This window comes from Vibrio sp. DNB22_10_4, assembly GCF_052879755.1.
Map to the genome: position 1 here is coordinate 64,778 of NZ_JBNNXW010000015.1, position 16,045 is coordinate 80,822.

Annotated in this window: 18 protein-coding genes; 10 read left to right on the forward strand and 8 right to left on the reverse strand. The window is 48.8% G+C overall.

Annotated elements, in window-relative coordinates; translation table 11 throughout:
• Positions 1–83 precede the first annotated feature (83 nt).
• Both ACVA6Q_RS21585 and trhA read left to right on the forward strand, forming a co-directional pair.
• Positions 84–884 (forward strand): sporulation protein, encoded by an 801-nt coding sequence (locus tag ACVA6Q_RS21585; protein ID WP_446648898.1) that lies wholly within the window; start codon positions 84–86, stop codon positions 882–884.
• Between the two features lie 76 nt (positions 885–960).
• Complete coding sequence (gene trhA / locus ACVA6Q_RS21590; RefSeq protein WP_446648908.1) at positions 961–1,614, forward strand: PAQR family membrane homeostasis protein TrhA; 654 nt, start codon at positions 961–963, stop codon at positions 1,612–1,614.
• A 9-nt stretch (positions 1,615–1,623) separates the two neighbouring features.
• Here the strand turns inward: trhA and ACVA6Q_RS21595 are convergent, their stop codons facing one another.
• The 5 genes from ACVA6Q_RS21595 to def all read right to left on the reverse strand — a co-directional run bounded on the left by ACVA6Q_RS21595 (position 1,624) and on the right by def (position 7,422).
• Positions 1,624–3,069, reverse strand: a complete 1,446-nt coding sequence (locus ACVA6Q_RS21595; RefSeq protein ID WP_353497503.1) for a TrkH family potassium uptake protein — start codon at positions 3,067–3,069, stop codon at positions 1,624–1,626.
• 9 nt (positions 3,070–3,078) lie between these two features.
• Complete coding sequence (trkA, locus tag ACVA6Q_RS21600) at positions 3,079–4,455, reverse strand: Trk system potassium transporter TrkA (RefSeq protein ID WP_353497504.1); 1,377 nt, start codon at positions 4,453–4,455, stop codon at positions 3,079–3,081.
• A gap of 102 nt (positions 4,456–4,557) precedes the next feature.
• Positions 4,558–5,838, reverse strand: a complete 1,281-nt coding sequence (rsmB, locus tag ACVA6Q_RS21605) for a 16S rRNA (cytosine(967)-C(5))-methyltransferase RsmB (protein WP_446648899.1) — start codon at positions 5,836–5,838, stop codon at positions 4,558–4,560.
• A 90-nt stretch (positions 5,839–5,928) separates the two neighbouring features.
• A complete protein-coding gene (gene fmt / locus ACVA6Q_RS21610) occupies positions 5,929–6,876 on the reverse strand; it encodes a methionyl-tRNA formyltransferase (RefSeq protein WP_446648900.1) in 948 nt (315 codons plus the stop codon).
• A 36-nt stretch (positions 6,877–6,912) separates the two neighbouring features.
• Complete coding sequence (gene def, locus ACVA6Q_RS21615; protein WP_446648901.1) at positions 6,913–7,422, reverse strand: peptide deformylase; 510 nt, start codon at positions 7,420–7,422, stop codon at positions 6,913–6,915.
• A 115-nt stretch (positions 7,423–7,537) separates the two neighbouring features.
• Here def and ACVA6Q_RS21620 point away from each other — a divergent pair, with 115 nt between their 5' ends.
• Genes ACVA6Q_RS21620 through ACVA6Q_RS21635 form a run of 4 tightly spaced genes read left to right on the forward strand, consistent with a single transcriptional unit; the run spans position 7,538 to position 10,832 of the window.
• On the forward strand, positions 7,538–8,617 hold the full coding sequence (locus ACVA6Q_RS21620) for a LysM peptidoglycan-binding domain-containing protein (protein ID WP_446648902.1): 1,080 nt from the start codon (positions 7,538–7,540) through the stop codon (positions 8,615–8,617).
• Between the two features lie 11 nt (positions 8,618–8,628).
• Entirely contained in the window at positions 8,629–9,729 is a 1,101-nt protein-coding gene (gene dprA / locus ACVA6Q_RS21625) for a DNA-processing protein DprA (protein ID WP_446648903.1), read from the forward strand.
• 2 nt (positions 9,730–9,731) lie between these two features.
• Complete coding sequence (locus ACVA6Q_RS21630) at positions 9,732–10,208, forward strand: DUF494 family protein (protein ID WP_042502388.1); 477 nt, start codon at positions 9,732–9,734, stop codon at positions 10,206–10,208.
• 45 nt (positions 10,209–10,253) lie between these two features.
• Positions 10,254–10,832 carry a DNA topoisomerase family protein gene (locus ACVA6Q_RS21635; RefSeq protein WP_446648904.1) on the forward strand — a complete coding sequence of 193 codons (579 nt, stop codon included), beginning with the start codon at positions 10,254–10,256 and terminating at the stop codon, positions 10,830–10,832.
• 48 nt (positions 10,833–10,880) lie between these two features.
• Here the strand turns inward: ACVA6Q_RS21635 and ACVA6Q_RS21640 are convergent, their stop codons facing one another.
• On the reverse strand, positions 10,881–12,011 hold the full coding sequence (locus tag ACVA6Q_RS21640; RefSeq protein ID WP_446648905.1) for a 5-(carboxyamino)imidazole ribonucleotide synthase: 1,131 nt from the start codon (positions 12,009–12,011) through the stop codon (positions 10,881–10,883).
• A 2-nt stretch (positions 12,012–12,013) separates the two neighbouring features.
• Positions 12,014–12,499, reverse strand: a complete 486-nt coding sequence (gene purE / locus ACVA6Q_RS21645; protein ID WP_042478050.1) for a 5-(carboxyamino)imidazole ribonucleotide mutase — start codon at positions 12,497–12,499, stop codon at positions 12,014–12,016.
• 183 nt (positions 12,500–12,682) lie between these two features.
• Here purE and ACVA6Q_RS21650 point away from each other — a divergent pair, with 183 nt between their 5' ends.
• From ACVA6Q_RS21650 to ACVA6Q_RS21665, 4 genes are all read left to right on the forward strand, one after another.
• Positions 12,683–13,240, forward strand: a complete 558-nt coding sequence (locus ACVA6Q_RS21650; RefSeq protein WP_353497512.1) for an L-threonylcarbamoyladenylate synthase — start codon at positions 12,683–12,685, stop codon at positions 13,238–13,240.
• Positions 13,241–13,249: 9 nt separating this feature from the next.
• Complete coding sequence (gene hemF / locus ACVA6Q_RS21655) at positions 13,250–14,155, forward strand: oxygen-dependent coproporphyrinogen oxidase (protein WP_446648906.1); 906 nt, start codon at positions 13,250–13,252, stop codon at positions 14,153–14,155.
• A gap of 100 nt (positions 14,156–14,255) precedes the next feature.
• Positions 14,256–15,086: a shikimate dehydrogenase gene (gene aroE / locus ACVA6Q_RS21660; protein ID WP_353497514.1), complete on the forward strand. Its 831-nt coding sequence runs from the start codon at positions 14,256–14,258 to the stop codon at positions 15,084–15,086.
• A 1-nt stretch (position 15,087) separates the two neighbouring features.
• On the forward strand, positions 15,088–15,351 hold the full coding sequence (locus tag ACVA6Q_RS21665) for a DUF1488 domain-containing protein (RefSeq protein ID WP_353497515.1): 264 nt from the start codon (positions 15,088–15,090) through the stop codon (positions 15,349–15,351).
• Between the two features lie 11 nt (positions 15,352–15,362).
• On the opposite strand, the gene ACVA6Q_RS21670 is transcribed toward ACVA6Q_RS21665, so the two are convergent.
• Positions 15,363–15,911, reverse strand: a complete 549-nt coding sequence (locus ACVA6Q_RS21670; protein ID WP_446648907.1) for a gamma carbonic anhydrase family protein — start codon at positions 15,909–15,911, stop codon at positions 15,363–15,365.
• Positions 15,912–16,045: the final 134 nt, after the last annotated feature.

The window sequence follows — 16,045 nt, forward strand, 5'->3', positions numbered from 1 at the left end:
GACTCTGTGCGCGTAACGTTTGTTTTCTCTCGCGATTTACGATACAACACTAGCTGTGTCTTCGGTTATAAAGGGAACTAAGTATGTCTTTTTTCAAAAAAACCTTAGCAAGTTTTGGAATAGGGGCAGCCAAAGTTGACTCTGTTCTGTATCAAGAGTTTCTGCATCCTGGAGAAACCGCAAAAGTAACCATTCATGTTTATGGTGGTAAAACCGCGCAAACAGTAGACAACATCAAGCTCAAGCTCTGCTGCCGTTACATCGACGAGGTAGCGCAAAACCAAAACGACAACAGTAACCATCCCGGGGTGCCAAAAAAGAAAGTTTCCAAAACCTATGAATTGCAATCTTGGACGCTGCCGTATGCCTTTACTATAGAACCTGGTGAAACTCGTGACTTCGATGTTGAACTGGATGTGCCATGGAATACTCCGGTGACAATCGGCGATTCACGTGTGTGGCTAGAGACCGGCCTCGATATTGCCATGGCAGCGGATCCGAAAGACAAAGATATGCTGACCGTTCGCCCCGATCCTCTCATTGATGGCATTTTTGTCGCGCTTGAAGATCAAGGGCTGCGCATACGCCAAGTGGAATGCGAAGCAGCGAAAGGCTTTGCGATGCCTTTTGTTCAAGAGTTTGAGTTTGTGCCGACCACAGGTCCCTATCACGGCCGCTGGCGAGAGTTAGAGATCATTGCGTATCGAAGTGAGGATGAACTTAAGTTATGGTTCGAGATTGACCGTAATAAAGAAGGGGTCAAAGGTATGTTGTCTAGTTTGATTGGCCTTGGCCAGCTTAAACGCGAGCTCACTTTGCCAAGTTCTCTTTCTGGTGAAGAAGCGGGCAAGCAAGTACTGGACTACCTAGAGCAAACAACCTAACTTTGAGCTAACACATGTTCGCTGACTGTGGCATACTCTGATTTTGTCACCAAAATCAGAGTATGCGGGTATGTCGATGATCACTTCCCACTACAGCGCACGTGAAGAGTGGGCTAACAGTGTTACCCATGGCATTGGTATCCTGCTGTCGATCGTAGGTTTGGTATTGCTGCTGCAGCGCTCACTGGCCGCAGATGCCGATGTGATGACCATAATCAGTATGAGTCTGTATGGCGGCAGCATGATCACCTTGTTCTTCGCCTCTACCCTGTATCACTCTATTCCGCACCCCAGCAGTAAACGTTGGCTCAAGACCTTTGATCACTGCGCTATTTTCTTACTGATCGCGGGTAGCTATACCCCATTTATGCTGGTGAGTTTACGCACGCCACTTGCGATTGGATTGATGGTGGTTATTTGGGCGCTTGCTGTAATTGGCATTATCATGAAGCTGTTTTTTGTCTATCGCTTCAAGCGCGCGTCATTGATTACTTATCTGGTGATGGGGTGGCTATCGCTAATCGTGATTTACCAGCTTGCCAAACACCTTGACCCTTCTGGTCTAATTCTACTCGCTGCCGGCGGGGCAATTTACACACTGGGCGTGGTGTTCTACGCCAACAAGCGCATACCTTTCAACCACGCCATCTGGCATCTGTTTGTGTTAGGGGGGGCAGCGTGTCACTTTTTTGCCATATATTGGTACGTGACACCGGTGTCACTGAGATAACGCCGCGAATTAGCGGCGCCAGAATGCAGGGAAGAACAGTACGATCAGCGTGAGGATTTCCAAGCGCCCCATTAACATACCTAAACTCAGTAACCATTTTGCCGCATCGGGCAGCGGAGCGAAGTTCCCTGTAGGGCCAATGATTGAGCCCATTCCCGGCCCCACATTAGCAACAGCGGTAATCGCACCAGAGATACTGGTGGTAGGGTCTAAACCCATCGCGCTCAGTGCCCCTGCAAGGGCGATAATAGTGACAAAGAACATCAAGCCAAATGCCACCACTGAGCGAACAATGTCATCGTTCACTGGTCGCTGGTTGTAACGTTGTACGAATACACCAGAAGGGTGAATAAGCTTCATCATTTGTTTGTGCAGCAGGGTCACCGCAATCTGAAAGCGGAAGATTTTAATGCCACCAGATGTTGAACCGGAACATGCCCCCACCATCATCATAAACGCAAACACCACTGACGGTAGTGGTCCCCAAGCGGTGAAGTCTTCCAAGCCAAATCCGGTCGTCGTGACCACTGAGACGATGTTGAACATAGAGACGCGAAAGGCATCATCTAAGGCATAGCCGTCCTCGAAAAACAACCAAAGAGCCACGACCGTACTGGCTATCAAGAACAAATAACCAAAGCCGCGCACTTGAGCGTCATTGAACAACACTCTAGGGTCGCGCTTCGACAGTGCGGCCACAAATAACAAGAAGGGTAAACCACCTAAGAACATAAATACGGTACCCACCCAATGTGACCCTTCTGAGAAGTGGTTCATTGAGCCATCAGAGGTGGAGTAGCCGCCAGTGGACAACGTGGTAAACGAGTGGTTAATGGCATCGAATAGATTCATGCCTGTAGCAAGATAGCCGAGTAAGCACAGCCCGGTTAGCACTAAATACACCACCACGATATTTTTCGCGACGGTCTTCGCTCGCGGACTGCTTTTATCAGACCAGTCAGAAGACTCGGTCTGGAACAGTCGCATCCCGCCGACGTTGAGCATTGGCAAGACAGCGACCGCCATCACAATAAAGCCGATGCCGCCGAGCCACTGCAGTATTGAGCGCCATAGCAAGATACTTGGTGCCATGTTGTCGAGTCCACTGAGCACGGTCGAGCCAGTGGTGGTGATGCCTGACATGGTTTCAAAGTAGGCGTCGGTAAAACTAATGTGGTTGATGAACACAAAAGGCAGCGCCGCAAACGCACTGGCAATGGTCCACACCAAACTGGTGATCAAGAACATGTCTCGAACACCCAGCTTAAAGTGTTTGGTTCGGCCGATGGATAGGCACAGGAAAGCCGCGATATGAGTAATGATGACAGCAAGACCAAAGTCCAGAAAGCCATCAGTACCAGTAAAGAAGGCGACTAGAGTCGGCACGTACATAAATAGGGCGAGCTTAGAGAGCACCAACCCTATAACGAACGAGACCGGACGGGCGTTAACCATAAAATTGCCTTACAAGAAGAACGCGCTCGGCTGGAATAATGCCTCAACATCAGGCACGTATTTCTTATCAACCAAGAACATCACCACGTGGTCATCTTGCTCGATAATGGTTCGGTCGTGGGCAATCAATACTTCTTCACCACGCACAATCGCGCCAATAGTGGTACCTGGTGGTAGTTTGATTTCGCCAATGGCTTTGCCAACCACTTTGGATGTGGTTTCATCACCATGCGCAACAGCTTCAATGGCCTCAGCAGCGCCGCGACGCAGTGAAGATACGTTAACGATATCTGCACGACGAACATGAGTAAGTAGAGCTGAAATCGTCGCTTGCTGCGGTGAGATTGCTACATCAATGGTGCCGCCTTGTACCAGGTCAACATAAGCGCCGCGCTGGATAAGTACCATCACCTTTTTTGCGCCCATTTTCTTCGCCAGCATCGCCGACATGATGTTGGTTTCATCTTCGTTGGTGAGCGCAATAAATACATCGACTTGATCGATGTTTTCCTCTGCAAGCAACTCTTGGTCAGCGGCATCACCACAGAAGACAATCGTGTTTTCTAGTTCTTCAGAGAGCTTCTCTGCACGCTGATAGCTGCGCTCAATCAGTTTAACGCTGTAGTTTTGCTCTAGGCGTTTGGCAAGACTGGCACCAATGTTACCCCCACCCACAATCATGATGCGGCGATAAGGTTTCTCTAGGCGCTGCAGTTCACTCATTACTGAGCGAATGTGGTTGCTTGCCGCAACGAAGAACACTTCATCATCGGCTTCGATAATGGTGGTGCCTTGTGGACGGATAGGTCGTCCTTGACGGAAAATCGCCGCTACGCGGGTGTCAATGTGCGGCATGTGCTCACGCAGAGTCGATAGGGCATTACCCACTAGCGGGCCGCCGTAGTAAGCTTTTACCGCGACGAGGCTGACTCGCTCATCGGCAAAACTGACAACTTGCAGCGCGCCAGGATATTGGATCAGTCGTTCGATATAGCTTGTGACGAGCTCTTCAGGGGCAATCAGGTGGTCAACTGGAATTGCACCAGAGTTAAACAAGCTCTCTTTTTCAATCAAGTATTCACGTGAGCGAATACGCGCGACACGGTTAGGGGTGTTGAATAGCGAAAATGCTACCTGACAAGCCGCCATGTTGGTTTCGTCCATATTGGTTACGGCGACCAACATATCGGCATCTTGCGCGCCGGCTTCTCGTAGCACATCTGGGTGACAAGCGTAGCCATTGACGACACGCAAATCATACTTATCTTGCAGCTCTCTTAAACGGTCGCTGTCGCGGTCGACGATAGTGATATCGTTGTTTTCCCCCACCAGGTTCTCCGCTAGGGTGCCACCAACTTGACCAGCTCCAAGAATGATGATTTTCATAACATTTCGCTCTTTTGTTTTTTATAAACTCGTTACGTCAATAGCATAGCCATCAATAAGTTAGCATGCTATTGATTTTTAAGTTCCCTACACAATGCTCGATTACTGCGTCTTTTGTAGCACTGCGTAATAGAAGCCATCCATATCATGCTCACCCGGAAGAATCTGACGTCCAGGGTTCTCTTTATCTGAGCCAATCAGTTCAGCGTTTTCTGTGCGAGCCAAGAACGCAATCACTTGGTCTTTATTTTCTTGCGGCGTGATAGAGCATGTCGCATAGACTAGCGTGCCGCCGACTTTCAACTGCTGCCACATTGCATCAAAGATCTCGCGTTGCAGCTCTGCAAGCGCCTCAATGTCATCCGCGCGTCGTAGCCATTTGATATCAGGGTGACGACGAATAACGCCAGTCGCAGAACACGGTGCATCCAACAAAATACGGTCAAACTGCCCGCCTTGCCACCACTCTTGCGGCGTTCTTGCATCACCACACACGACCTTCGCCTGTAGGTTGAGGCGTTTCAGGTTGTCGTGGACACGCTTTAGTCGCGTCTCGTCACAATCAATAGCCACCACTTGGCTGTCTTTGGTGCGTTCAAGAATGTGGGCGGTTTTACCACCAGGCGCTGCACAACAATCTAAGATCAGTTCACCATCTTGTGGTTGCAGATAATTGATCGACAGCTGCGCTGCGGCATCTTGAACCGATACCCAGCCTTTTTCAAAGCCCGGAAGCTTGGTCACGTCACAAGGGGCGGCCAATTTTAGGGCATCTTGTGCTTCTGGGTGAGGGGTGGAATCTATGCCTTCATTTTTGAGAAGCGCTTGATAATCGTCACGAGGTAGGTGCTGGTGGTTCACACGCAGCCACATCGGCGCTTTCATGTTGTTGGCTTCAACAATACTTTGCCACTGTTCTGGGTAGCTTTGCTGAAGTAGTTTCAGTAGCCAGCTTGGGTGACCGTATTTACCCGCATTGTGGCTGACCGACTTTTGATCTAACTCTTCTTGATTGCGTTGGTAGTTTCGCAGTACTGCGTTGATTAAGCCGCGCAGTTTTGGGCCTTTCAGCGTTTTGGTCGCTTCCACCGTCTCGCCAACGGCAGCGTGAGCCGGAATGCGCATATGACCGATTTGGTAAAGACCCACCAAAATCAAATGATGAAATACGCGCTGTTTTCCCTTGAGTGGCTTATCCATTAATTCGGATGCGACAGATTCAAGGCGAGGCAGAATTCGAAGTGCACCAAAACAGATTTCTTGAAGCAGTGCTTGGTCGCGAGGTTTCACCTGCTGCTGACCCAATGGAAGTGCACTCGAGAGCGATTGGCCTTTATCAACCACTTGGAAAAGGATATTAGCCGCGACAGCGCGAACGTTCATGTTAGTTACCTAAATTTGTGTTGCTATGAAAACAAACTAGGGCCTGTACTGGTTAGTACTGGCCCTAAATATCGTATGCGGTGTGTATCACTAACCTAGGATACTGCCGACTTCAAACCAGCTGGCTTTGGAATTGAGTACATCGCTCACTGGCATCGCTTTTTTACCTGGGATCTGGATTTGCTCTAGAACCAAGGTGCCGTTACCCGTTGCAACGTAAATTCCTGTTTTATCAGCCTTAAGGATAGTCCCCGCAGGCGCCTCTGTCGCACTCGCTTCAACGCGAGATTGCCAAACCTTGATGTTGTTCTCTTCAACAGAGAAGAAACTCATCGGCCATGGGTTAAAGGCACGCACACAGCGCTCGATAAACGCGGCGTCTTGTGACCAATCGATCTTAGCTTCGTCTTTGCTCAGCTTGCTGGCGTAATTGGCTTGCTCATCGTCCTGTTTGACAGGCTTTGCCTTGCCTGCGGCGATATCACCAAGACAATCAACCAGAGCTTCTGGGCCTAATTCGGCAAGCTTGTCATACATGGTGGTGCTGGTATCGGTGGCTTCAATTGGCAATGTGGCAATTTTTAGCATGTCACCGGTATCAAGGCCGATATCCATCTGCATGATGGTCACGCCAGTCTCGGCATCACCTGCCCAGATAGAGCGCTGAATGGGTGCAGCACCACGCCAACGAGGCAGGATAGAGCCATGCACGTTGATGCAACCCAGCTTTGGAGTATCCAGCACAGCTTGTGGAAGTAACAGGCCGTATGCTACGACAACCATGATGTCGGCGTTGAGATCTTTTAACTCTTGCTTTGCCTCATCAGACTTGAAATTGACCGGTTGATAAACCGGAATGTCATGCTCAAGCGCGATGTTCTTTACAGGACTTGCTGTGAGTTTTTTACCACGACCTGCAGGGCGATCTGGCTGAGTATAAACCGCGATAACCTCATGCTCCGAAGACAATAACGCCGCCAAGTGACGGGCGGCGAAGTCTGGAGTACCGGCAAACACAATACGTAATGATTGGCTCACACTGACCTCTCTTAACTTAAATTCTTATTCGTTGGCTTATTGCTTGGCGTTAAAGCGCTTAATTTTCTCAAGCTTGTCTTTAATACGCTTACGCTTTAGAGGGGATAGGTAATCAACAAACAGTTTACCCTCTAGGTGGTCAAGCTCATGTTGAACACAGATAGCCAACAGGTCATCCGCATCGAAAGTGAACTCTTCACCATCGCGGTTTAGTGCTTTTACTGTTACTTCTGCTGCTCGAGAGACTAATGCGCGAGCGCCAGGAACAGAAAGGCAACCTTCTTCGATACCGTCTTCACCACGTTTTTCCGTGATTTCAGGGTTGATCAGTACCATAGGCTCGTCGCGAGTATCTGAAATATCAATCACAACAATTCGCTGATGAACGTCAACTTGGGTTGCTGCCAGACCGATACCTTCTTCGTCATACATGGTTTCAATCATGTCATCGACGATTTTTTGGATTTCCGGCGTTACCGCTTCAACGGGCTTTGCTACCGTTCTTAGGCGATCATCCGGGAAAGTTAATACTTGTAATACAGACATATACACTCAAAATGTTGAACTGTGCCGAATAGGCTTGGACTTCGTTGGTTCAATTCTAGACATTTTCCAACCTAAATGACAGCATCCCTTGAAACAAAGCGAAGGATTGCGGTGTATGAAGCGGGGAAATGTGCTGGTATTGAAGGTTTACATTGTTGTTGCCACACTCGCTCTGAGCTTTGCCTCTTTCGCTGATAATCCGCTCACTATTAAAGAGACTGTCCCTGCTGTTTATCAGGTAAAACAGGGTGATACCTTATGGGGCATTTCTAGTCTGTATTTGCACTCTCCATGGCGTTGGCCTGAGCTTTGGAACCAAAACAAACACATTGGTGATCCTAACCTTATTTATCCTGGTGACAAACTGATGCTGACGTGGGTCGATGGTCAACCGCGCTTGGTGCGTAAAGCGACGAAAAAACTGTCGCCGACGATTCAAGTGACCACCAAAGCCCCCATCGCTGCCATCAATGCCCTAACCCAAGCTCGCTATACCCAAAGAGAGGGCTTGGTACTAGAGAGTGAGCTGGCAAACTTCCCGAAAGTGATTGGCTCAAGTGATGGGCTCAACTACGTGACCGCTGAAGATGATGTCTATATTGATTATCGAGGTGAGGAGACTGAGTGGGCTATCTACCGCGCTAGTCAGCGCTTTGCTGCGCCGCAGCCAGAATACAGCATGCAGCAAGTCAGAATGGTGGCGAAAGCGCGCAGTCAGTCGCAAGCCGATGGCGTGACGACCCTTGTGATTGAAAGGTTTATCCATGAAATCAAGCAGGGTGATGTCGCCATTCCTCTCTCGGCAATACAAACACCCGAGCAAATCAATCACTTTCAGCCTCACGCTGGTCCTGTTGTTGACGATCTCAGCATAGTGGGAATGATGGATGCGGTGAACTATGTCGTCCGAGGGCAGGCGGTGGTGCTTAATCACGGCTATGTGTCTCGGGTAGAGCAGGGCGGCAGTTATGCGTTGGTGAAACCAGCTCATGGCTTTCAATTTTCAGAGGGAGAATTTGGGCTAGTGGAAGGGGATAAAGAAGAGACCTCGCTGGCGATGCCGACGATTGAGGTGGGGCAGCTTGTGGTGATACGCAGTTATCCATTTTTTAGCATTGCGGTAATCATCGAGGCAAGTGAGCCAATTACCCAGCAGATGTTGGTAGCTTCCCCTTCTAAACGTGCAAAAAGCTAATGGGCGCCTTCATGGATGACAGTAATGCCATAGCGTGGCTGCGACTTTCGTTATGTCCAGGTATTGGTCCTGTGACCTTCTATAAGCTGCTCGCAGTGGATGATCCGCGGAATATCGTTGAATCAGATGAGCAGACATTATCAGCAATTGGACTTAAGCCCAATCAGGTCAGTTTTATTCGTAAGCAGTCTGTTGAGCTCGCAGAGCGAGCCTTCGCTTGGCGAGAAAATGCGAATAATCACATCCTTCTTCAACAAGGTGACGACTATCCGCCGCTGTTACGAGAATCTAAAGGCTGCCCGCCAATACTTTTTGTACAAGGTGACGTGGCGTTGTTATCAGAGCCGCAAATCGCCATGGTTGGCAGCCGAAACGCCAGTTCTGGCGGTTTGGAAACCGCGCGCAGCTTTGCTGCGGAATTCGTTAACTTTGGCTACTGCGTAACAAGTGGATTGGCACTGGGTATCGACGGTCATGCCCATCAAGGAGCGCTTGAGGCAAATGGCAAGACCATCGCTGTGTTGGGGGCTGGGCTGGATTCAATTTATCCCGCTAGGCACAAGTCACTCGCGCAGCGCATCGCTCAGCAAGGTGCGCTCGTCAGTGAGCATTTACCTTGGATCAAACCGAGAGCTGAACACTTTCCAAGACGAAACCGAATTGTCAGTGGCTTGTCGTTGGGCGTTGTTGTGGTGGAAGCTGCGGAGAAAAGTGGTTCGTTAATTACAGCAAGGTATGCGGCAGAGCAGGGGCGTGAGGTGTTTGCTGTGCCAGGTTCGATTCGTCATGCTTATCATCAGGGGTGTCATTCATTAATACGAACCGGTGCCTGTCTCGTACAAAAGGTGGAAGATGTACTATGTGAAATAGAATCTCTATCGAACTGGTCTAAAAAAGTACAACCAACACTTTTCGACCAAGTTATTGATAAAGAAGAATTGCCATATGCAGATCTGTTGGCTAACGTAGGAATAGAGGCAACGCCGGTTGATATTTTGGCTCAAAAGACCCATATTCCTGTTCAAGAGGTCATGCAACAGCTTTTAGAGCTCGAGTTACTGGGCCATGTTGTTGCGGTTAACGGTGGTTATATTCTTAAGGGGAGAGGCTAGCTATGATGATGGACATACTGATGTACCTGTTCGAAACCTACGTGCATAGCGATGCAGATCTGCAGGTAGACCAAGACGAACTTGAGGATGAACTACTTAGAGCAGGCTTCAAGCAAAAAGATATCTACAAGGCACTAGAGTGGCTTGAAGATCTTGCTGAGCTGCAAAACACCGATGAGCATTCTGCGATTGCGATGAGTGCCGCGACCTCTACGCGAATCTATACTCAGCAAGAAATGACGCGTATGGATGTTAAAAGCCGAGGCTTGCTGATGTTCTTAGAGCAGATCGGCGTCTTGACTACCGAAACTCGTGAGATGGTCATTGACCGTGTTATGGGGCTCGAAACCAACGATTTTGAACTCGATGACCTCAAATGGATCATTTTAATGGTCTTGTTCAATGTTCCTGGCAACGAAAACGCGTACACTCTCATGGAAGAGCTTATCTACACCGCTGAAAGAGGTGTGGTGCATTAATCCTCCCAGCCCAACCCAGTGGGCTGCTTGCGTTAAGAGAACACCATGAGTGGTAAAATCGACAATCAACTTTTCTCGGCTCATGAACACGCCTTAGATCATGAGTCTTGCCCCCAATGCCAATCTGGTAAGCTGCTTCTCAAAAATGGCAAACATGGCCCTTTTCTAGGGTGTGACCAATATCCGAGCTGCGACTATATTAAACCATTGCATCAAAATGATGGTCATGTCGTCAAAGAGCTAGGGGTACCCTGTCCGGATTGTGGCTCTGAGTTGCTGCTGCGCCAAGGACGCTTTGGTATGTTCATTGGGTGCAGCAACTACCCGGAATGCCACTTCATTCAATCACCGAACAAGCAAGAAGAGCCAGAGCAAACCGATCAAACCTTGGTCTCTTGTCCTGAGTGTGCCAAAGGGGCACTCAAAGAGAGAAAATCTCGATTCGGCAAAACCTTCTACGCTTGCGATCAGTATCCAAAGTGCAAGTTTGCGGTCAATCACCCTCCTGTCGCGGGTCACTGTCAATTCTGTGGATTTGAGCTGCTGGTGGAAAAGAAGCGAGCATCTGGAACCGTACTCGAGTGCGCCTCAAGGCGATGCCACAAAATACAAGATACCGAATAAACAAAAATGGCTCCCAAGGGAGCCATTTTTCAAAGGGTTAAGCTAAGCTTAAAGAGCTTCTGCTGCTGGTTTCAGCGCTGGAAAAGCCGCTTTATCGAGTAGCTCAGACAAGGCAACTAGCTGCGCCTTAAGCGCCGCTTTGTCATTGGCAGTGACATTGATGTGACCCATCTTACGACCAGCACGCTTGTCTTTGCCATACCAGTGAACGTGGCAGCCAGACAGGCTATGCACCGCTTCTGGCAACGTATCTTCGCCTAAAATGTTCACCATAGACGTGGCACGAATGGCTTGTGTTGAGCCAAGAGGCATATCACATACCGCGCGCAGGTGGTTTTCAAACTGACAAGTATCCGCACCTTGTTGCGTCCAGTGCCCAGAGTTGTGCACGCGAGGTGCAATCTCATTCACTAACAGCTGACCATTCACATCGAAGAACTCAAGTGCAAGCACGCCAACATAGTCCAAAGACTCGGCTACAGCAGTAAACATTTGTGCCGCTTGAGCTTGTAATTCTGGTTCATCAATCGCTGTTGATAGTGTTAGTACGCCATCGGTATGCACATTCTCAGCCAGCGGGTAGATAGCAATCTCACCTTGTTTGTTGCGTGCGCCAACCAGTGATACTTCGCGCTGGAAAGGGACAAACTCTTCAGCAACGATCGCTTGGCTTTCTGATTCTGCAATACATTCAGCCATTTCTGCCCAAATTGTGTCGACATCATCAAGTGTTTTTAAACGCCACTGACCTTTTCCATCGTAGCCACCCAATGCGCTCTTAAGCACCATAGGCAGACCGACGTGGGCAATAGCCGCATCAAAATCTTCGCGTGTATTGATAATGGCATATTTGGCGTTTTTCACACCTGCACTGTCGAGAAGGCCTTTTTCAATGCGGCGATCACCACCGGCTTTGATAGCTTCTGTCGACGGGAGGAACTTACCACTCTTCTCACAGATCTCGAGTACATCGAGTGGAATGTGTTCGAACTCAGCCGTGATAACGTCAGCTTCGGCAATCGCATGCTCTAAACCGTTACCTAGCACTTCAAGTGTCAGTGGGTGAACGATATTCTCACTGCGCACATCAAATGCTGAGATTTTGATATTCAGAGGGGCACCGGCTAGCGACATCATGCGCGCCAGTTGGCCTGCTCCGAGAACCAGTACGTGTTTCATGATTAGTCCTCAGAAGGATCTGGGTTAGCAAGTACGGTTTCTGTTTGTTGGCTGCGGAACGCTTCAACTTTTTCCATTACGGCGTTATCGTGAACACCAATGATCTGCGCCGCTAGGATACCCGCGTTCGCTGCACCTGCTTCACCGATAGCCAGTGTGCCAACTGCGATGCCCTTTGGCATTTGAACGATAGACAGTAGAGAGTCCATGCCTTTCAGTGCTCGGCTTTGAACAGGAACACCCAATACAGGAACGCTTGTGAACGCGGCTGCCATACCTGGAAGGTGCGCTGCGCCGCCAGCACCGGCGATGATGACTGAGATACCGCGCTCTTTCGCAGAAGTCGCGTAGTCAGCGAGTAGTTGCGGTGTGCGGTGAGCAGAAACGACCTTGGTTTCATAATCCACACCAAACTGATCCAGCATTTCTGCTGCTAGTTTCATGGTTGGCCAATCTGATTTTGAACCCATAATAATGCCGACTTTCATCCGAAGCTCCTTCAAGGCGTGTGGAAATGGACTAATTTGCGCGCATTATACGAGGATTTTTTTCTTAGGAAAACGTTTGCGTGAGTGATTTTTGTGTTTTTTTCTGGATTCTCATTCGGGTTTTGAGCATAGTGCCGTAGAAATGTAAAATATTTGTTTAGCTTTTAATAAAAGGAAGTCTCGGTGGATAATTTTCAAACCACAGTTGCGGCGCTTCAATCCGGTGAAGTAATTGCTTATCCAACGGAAGGAGTATTTGGCGTGGGTTGTGATCCAGACGATGCGCAAGCCATTGAAAAGCTTCTTGCTGTCAAAGAACGTCCGGTTGAAAAAGGACTCATTTTGATCGCTGCGAATTTTGAGCAGCTTCGCCCTTATATTGATGAGGCTCAACTGACAGAGCAGCAGCTAGAAAGTGTTCAGCAAACTTGGCCTGGCCCATATACCTGGATCATGCCAGCAAGCTCACGTGTTTCCCCTTGGCTAAGTGGCGCGTTTGATACCATCGCTGTGCGGGTCACGGATCATGAGTTGGTGCAAAAATTGTGTTTGGCCTATGGCAAGCCAATTACGTCCACTAGTGCTAATTTATCAGGTATGCCATCTTGCATGACAACCGAAGAAGTTAAGCAGCAACTGGGTACTCGTTTGTCTTCAGTCCTTGAAGGCGAGACGGGTGGCCGCAATAAGCCGAGCGAAATCCGCGACGCTCGCACCCTTAAAGTACTACGACAAGGCTAAGGAGTTCCCGTGCAGCAAGTCGATAAACATCAAGTAAAAGCGTTCCTTCTTCAGCTTCAAGACGATATCTGCCAAAAACTCGAACAACAAGATGGCGCCGCGACCTTTCAACAGGATGAGTGGCAGCGTGAGCAAGGTGGTGGTGGCCGCAGCCGCGTTATGAAAGATGGTCAGGTATTTGAGCAAGGCGGGGTGAACTTTTCCCATGTGTTTGGCGACAAGATGCCGGCATCAGCTACCGCGCACAGACCAGAACTCGCTGGGCGCAAGTTCGAAGCTATGGGGGTATCGCTAGTGATTCATCCCAAGAACCCGTACATCCCAACGTCACACGCCAATGTACGCTTCTTTATCGCTGAGAAAGAGGGTGAGGATCCGATTTGGTGGTTTGGTGGTGGGTTTGACCTAACACCATTCTATCCATATGAAGAGGATTGCCAGCATTGGCATGATACGGCGAAGCAGATTTGTCAGCCTTTCGGTGATGAGGTGTACGCAGAGCATAAAAAATGGTGTGATGACTATTTCTTCTTACCACACCGTAATGAGACGCGCGGTGTTGGTGGCTTGTTCTTTGATGATTTAAATCAGTGGGGCTTTGAACGCTCGTTCGCTTACATGCAAGCGGTGGGTAACGGCTACACCGATGCATATCTGCCAATCGTCGAAAAGCGCAAAGCTGAGCAATATGGTGAGCGTGAGCGCAACTTCCAGCTTTATCGTCGTGGTCGCTATGTTGAGTTCAATCTCGTTTACGACCGAGGCACGCTATTTGGCTTGCAAAGTGGTGGTCGTACGGAGTCCATTCTTATGTCTATGCCGCCATTGGCTCGCTGGGAATACAGCTATGAGCCACAAGAGGGAAGCGAAGAAGCGCGCCTCTATAGCGACTATTTAAAACCGAGAGAGTGGTAACCTAGCCAACAGCCTTTGTTCAACTTGGCGAATGTGTGCCGAAGTGATAGTGTCGAACTATACATTTCGGTACCCATTAGCAAGGACAGTAGGCATAAACATGAGCAAGCCCGATCAGTACGTGGTGTTTGGCAACCCCATCTCGCAAAGCAAATCACCGTATATCCATACTCTCTTCGCAAGACAAACTTCGCAAAATCTTGAATATGCTAGTCAGCAGCCAGAGCCAGATGCGTTTAAGCAGGCTGCCACCGAGTTTTTCCAATCGGGTGGTAAAGGTTGCAACATTACCGCACCCTTTAAAGAAGATGCTTTTCAGTTTGCGGGTCGCCTGACCGAGCGTGCTCAGCTTGCAGGCGCAGTTAATACCCTTAAGAAGCTGGATGATGGCGAGATCATTGGTGATAACACCGATGGTGAGGGTTTGGTTCAGGACTTACTGCAACATCAAGTTCAACTAGAAGGCGCTTCTATATTAGTGATTGGCTCGGGTGGTGCGGCGCGTGGTGTACTGAAGCCGTTGCTCGACCAAAAACCTGCCTCTATTACCATTACCAATCGCACGTTTGAGAAAGCGCAGCAGCTTGCTGAGCTATTTAAGCCTTACGGGCAGATTAATGCGGTACCTATGAGTGACGTTTCTCGTGCCTATGATGTGGTGATTAACTCCGCTTCAACCAGTCTGTATAAACAATTGCCTGACATCAGTGATGCAATCTTTGCTGACCATACTGTGAGTTATGATATGACTTATGGACAGGGTTTGACGACCTTCAATCAATGGGCGAAAGAGTCAGGTGCTAGGTTGGCCTATGATGGTTTAGGTATGCTGGTGGGTCAGGCGGCAGAAAGCTTTATGTTATGGCGCGGCCTTAGACCGGGCACGAAGCAGATATTACGTGAGTTAAGAAAGAATCTAGAAGGCCTATAACATGAACCAGTCAATTTTGTTTTCAGATCAGCTTGAATGGAACCAAGAGCTAGGCGTGGTAGAGTTTCACGCGCAGCAAGCAGGGATGTTGATTGTGTGTCTCGTTGGGTTGGAGAAACTTGCTAGGCTAAATGATTTAAATGTCGTGACTAAGGAGCTGGCATTCGAGTGCTTTGAGGCTGTTCGTTTTGATCTGGAAGAAATAGCAGAAAGCCTCATAGAGGATGAGGCTTTCGATGAACAGGGTCGCGTTATTGTTAACTAATCGATGATTAACTAGCGAATGACGTGCACATACTGCATGTAGTCATTTTTATTCTGCACATAGTTATTGGCGGAGCGAAGTAAAAAGGCTCTTTCTTTTTCGGTAAGAGGACGAGCCTGTTTTACCGGACTGCCCACATACAGATAACCACTTTCCAGTACCTTGTTTGGTGGCACCAAGGAACCCGCGCCAATCATCACATCAGATTCAATAGTGGCGCCATCAAGCACAATACTACCCATGCCGACAAGAACGCGATCTTTTATGATGCACCCGTGAAGCATCACCTTATGGCCAATGGTGACATCATTACCTATTAATAGAGGATAACCTTCGGGGTTGTCAGCGTTTTTATGGGTAACGTGTAACACGCTGTTGTCTTGGATATTGGTGCGCTCGCCAATCTCTATATGGTTAACATCACCGCGCGCGGACACGAGTGGCCATACACTGGCATCTTTGCCAAATCGAACATCGCCAACAATCACACTGGTTTTATCTATATAGACAGAGTCATCCAGCTGTGGGGTAATGCCCTTGTAACTACGAATTGAAGTCATATCAGTCTCTAAATCTATGGAACAAAGCTATTTTGGCGAGTTATTGCGGTAATTTACAGCGCCAAAGCACAAAAACTAACCACACAAACAAAAAAAGCGAAAAAACTGGTTTTTGGGTATTGCCAATGTGATTT

Coding starts and splice junctions, on each gene's coding strand:
- ACVA6Q_RS21585 (WP_446648898.1), top strand. CDS start 84: ATGTCTTTTTTCAAAAAAACCTTAGCAAGTTTTGGAATAGGGGCAGCC.
- trhA (WP_446648908.1), top strand. CDS start 961: ATGATCACTTCCCACTACAGCGCACGTGAAGAGTGGGCTAACAGTGTT.
- ACVA6Q_RS21595 (WP_353497503.1), bottom strand. CDS start 3,069: ATGGTTAACGCCCGTCCGGTCTCGTTCGTTATAGGGTTGGTGCTCTCT.
- trkA (WP_353497504.1), bottom strand. CDS start 4,455: ATGAAAATCATCATTCTTGGAGCTGGTCAAGTTGGTGGCACCCTAGCG.
- rsmB (WP_446648899.1), bottom strand. CDS start 5,838: ATGAACGTTCGCGCTGTCGCGGCTAATATCCTTTTCCAAGTGGTTGAT.
- def (WP_446648901.1), bottom strand. CDS start 7,422: ATGTCTGTATTACAAGTATTAACTTTCCCGGATGATCGCCTAAGAACG.
- ACVA6Q_RS21620 (WP_446648902.1), top strand. CDS start 7,538: ATGAAGCGGGGAAATGTGCTGGTATTGAAGGTTTACATTGTTGTTGCC.
- dprA (WP_446648903.1), top strand. CDS start 8,629: ATGGATGACAGTAATGCCATAGCGTGGCTGCGACTTTCGTTATGTCCA.
- ACVA6Q_RS21630 (WP_042502388.1), top strand. CDS start 9,732: ATGATGATGGACATACTGATGTACCTGTTCGAAACCTACGTGCATAGC.
- ACVA6Q_RS21635 (WP_446648904.1), top strand. CDS start 10,254: ATGAGTGGTAAAATCGACAATCAACTTTTCTCGGCTCATGAACACGCC.
- ACVA6Q_RS21640 (WP_446648905.1), bottom strand. CDS start 12,011: ATGAAACACGTACTGGTTCTCGGAGCAGGCCAACTGGCGCGCATGATG.
- purE (WP_042478050.1), bottom strand. CDS start 12,499: ATGAAAGTCGGCATTATTATGGGTTCAAAATCAGATTGGCCAACCATG.
- aroE (WP_353497514.1), top strand. CDS start 14,256: ATGAGCAAGCCCGATCAGTACGTGGTGTTTGGCAACCCCATCTCGCAA.
- ACVA6Q_RS21665 (WP_353497515.1), top strand. CDS start 15,088: ATGAACCAGTCAATTTTGTTTTCAGATCAGCTTGAATGGAACCAAGAG.
- ACVA6Q_RS21670 (WP_446648907.1), bottom strand. CDS start 15,911: ATGACTTCAATTCGTAGTTACAAGGGCATTACCCCACAGCTGGATGAC.